The sequence below is a fragment of the Xanthomarina sp. genome (genome assembly GCF_035306705.1).
GTDB lineage: Bacteria > Bacteroidota > Bacteroidia > Flavobacteriales > Flavobacteriaceae > Xanthomarina.
Window position 1 is genome coordinate 1 of the sequence record NZ_DATGNO010000138.1, and the last position, 2,565, is coordinate 2,565.

At 34.6% G+C, this 2,565-nt stretch carries 6 protein-coding genes and 1 pseudogene; all 7 read right to left on the reverse strand.

The annotated features are described in order from the left end of the window. A partial coding sequence (locus VKY47_RS11185; RefSeq protein WP_324312856.1) for an MBL fold metallo-hydrolase occupies positions 1–256 on the reverse strand: 256 nt, incomplete at its 3' end. Positions 257–438: 182 nt separating this feature from the next. Then, positions 439–762, reverse strand: coding sequence for a hypothetical protein (locus VKY47_RS11190; RefSeq protein ID WP_324312858.1), 324 nt, complete (start codon positions 760–762; stop codon positions 439–441). Positions 763–827: 65 nt separating this feature from the next. Next, complete coding sequence (locus tag VKY47_RS11195; protein ID WP_324312860.1) at positions 828–1,307, reverse strand: hypothetical protein; 480 nt, start codon at positions 1,305–1,307, stop codon at positions 828–830. Positions 1,308–1,586: 279 nt separating this feature from the next. After that, the gene (locus VKY47_RS11200) at positions 1,587–1,769 is read right to left on the reverse strand and encodes a hypothetical protein (protein WP_324312862.1); all 183 of its coding nucleotides are present in this window, start codon (positions 1,767–1,769) and stop codon (positions 1,587–1,589) included. Positions 1,770–1,847: 78 nt separating this feature from the next. Further along, on the reverse strand, positions 1,848–2,036 hold the full coding sequence (locus VKY47_RS11205; protein WP_324312864.1) for a hypothetical protein: 189 nt from the start codon (positions 2,034–2,036) through the stop codon (positions 1,848–1,850). Between the two features lie 4 nt (positions 2,037–2,040). Continuing rightward, on the reverse strand, positions 2,041–2,352 hold the full coding sequence (locus VKY47_RS11210; protein WP_324312866.1) for a hypothetical protein: 312 nt from the start codon (positions 2,350–2,352) through the stop codon (positions 2,041–2,043). Between the two features lie 12 nt (positions 2,353–2,364). Beyond that, a pseudogene (locus tag VKY47_RS11215) lies at positions 2,365–2,565 on the reverse strand (hypothetical protein); the annotation flags it as partial.

Consider the following 2,565-nt stretch of genomic DNA (forward strand, 5'->3'; position numbering starts at 1 on the left):
CTCCAAGAACCTCAGTCAAACCAGAAGCATGGTCACCATCAGGGTGAGTACATACAACTAAGTCAATTGTATTTGTATGATAAGTACTTTTAATTAACGTGCATAGTTCTTTTCCTGATTCTTTTGTCCCGCCATCTATAACGATAACTTTTTGTTTATTAGGATCAGTAAAATCACCATATCTAAAAGCAATTGCATCACCACTTTTTTCCCCGTTTCCTACTGCTAAAAAATCTATTTCAAGGCTTTTATTCATATGTTTTTATTTAATGTACCACAACGTTTTGCAAATAGGCACAGGCAGGGAGTTTACCCACTAAATTTGCTACGAAAAGCTCAATTTCCATTTTAGCACTTTCCTGTCCTACGAAGCACAAAACCCCTGCTTGAGCTTATTTGCGGTTATGGGCTGGTTTTCTTGTTTACATTGATTTCGGTTCAAAGATTCATTTTTTTTACTTCTGATGATTTAATGTTGAAAAAGCAGTTAATATTATGTCGCTTAATATCAAAACCTTCTAAGAACATAGCATAAATTAACTCACCATTAGTCACATATTGACCAATTTTTTTTTCTACGATATGCTTTAAACCGTATGAGGAATGGCTTTTATTTATTGTTTTTGTTTTTGAAAGATTTTCAGATAACAATGGTCGAATAAGGTCAACTGTTCTATTATTTAAAAATGGTGTCTCATCAAATGAGTCGTGTTCATTATCAAAGCCATTAAGTTTAAGACCTTTTAGAATGCTTTTATCCATAGTCATTTATAATTATTTATAGAAATACAGCCTTTCATTATAAAAAACGAAAGGTTGATAATTAACTAAAAGTTGTGAGCCTCGGCAACAGCTTCGAAGTCCGTATAGTCAATATTCGGCTTCATTTGAGAGGAAGGTATAATTTTCAAATAAACATAAACATCTGATGAAGGAGAAGATAATGAAGACGTACCATCGTAATATGTAATCATTATTTTATTATCAAATGTTGCATCTACTAAACCATAGGTAATACCAGTATTGGCGTCATAGAAAGGTAATGCTTGTTTTCCTTGTCCATTCATTACATATCCTACCAAAACACCGTCATTTATAAAACCATGTGAACGTGTGTATTCCCAAGTGTTATAAAGATTATTCCATGTCCATTCATATGATTTTATCGTGATGTCAATATTTTCAATAACTGTGTTTTGAACGTCTTCCTTCTTTGCGTATTCAGACATATCTTCTTTTTTACAACTTGAAAGCAAGGTAGTACCTGCTATCATAAGACCTAAGGTTAAAAGTTTTATTTTTTTCATTTTTCATTTTTTTTTAAATATCCTACTCATTTGGCTTTTCGGCACCGCCCCGTTTTTTTTGTCTCTGGTCTCAAATGTTCTTTCTGTCATTGTAGGTGGTTAGCCTTTTTCGAACCGCTATATTGTTTAACTTGCCCATAACGTTTTATATATCCAGCCAAACTGTATTAAGCATTTTTGAAATATATTTATTGTACAGTTTTACCGGTTTTTATTACCATAAAACTAATAAATAAAACCATATTTAAAAATTATCGAATAGGCTTTCAAACATAATACCTACTCCCTCCATCTCCCCCAAATCCATTTCAGTCCCTTTGTCACTAAAAAACTAACTGTTGCGCCTATAGCTGCGAGAATAATTGTTTTGATTATGTCTTGAATATCAAAAGTAGCGAGGATACTTAATATCGTTCCTGAAACCGTTCCAATGATTGTTGTATTGTCATTTGTATATTCCATAATTTCTAATTTTTATAATTAAAAAAGCCACCAGGCATTACTGCTTGGTGGCCTATTACCTGAATCTTTAACTTACGCTTACACGCAAGTTTTCTCAGTCAACCGAATAGAGATCTTGATAATCTCAGCTTCTTCGGTTACGTCTTTAATCGAATCAACATCAACCATATTCACGGAATTTGCTAATTCTGTTCCTGCTTTGAACTTTGGTCGTCTCTTTGAAACGTTTACCAACAATTCTTCATTTAAACACTTTTCTTCAGACATATTTCTAAATTTTGTGGTCCGCTTTAAATTTTGAAGCAGACCGATTAAACATTCTACTTTTTTTAGGGGCCTCCAGATCACATTCATCTTCACTCACTGCAGTTTGACTTACAGCGGTGATAACTGTTCCGCCAAGTAGCACATAGCCACCTATCGTTACAGCAATCGCGGGAAGTGCAATTGGTGCGGCAACAATCGATGTTCCGATTGCGGCCAATATTAAACCTGTTGTGCGTAGCTTCTTGAAGAAGGGAGGTGTTTCTTTTTTACATCGCTTTCCTGCGGATGCTAACTTGTCTTGTTTTCTCTTTTCCATGATCAATAGATTTTAGACAACATCAACGATGTTCAAGGCATTGTAGCCTCCATCATTTAAGCTGTATTGTGTACCATTAACTTCTTGGAAAAACTCTACAAGTAAGATGAACACATCCGTTCCTGTTCCTCCTGGTGCTGTAGGAGGTGTTGCGGTAACAGTTGTTTGTGCACTATCTATGGGTAGATTTACTGCTGGTGAGATAGATAAATC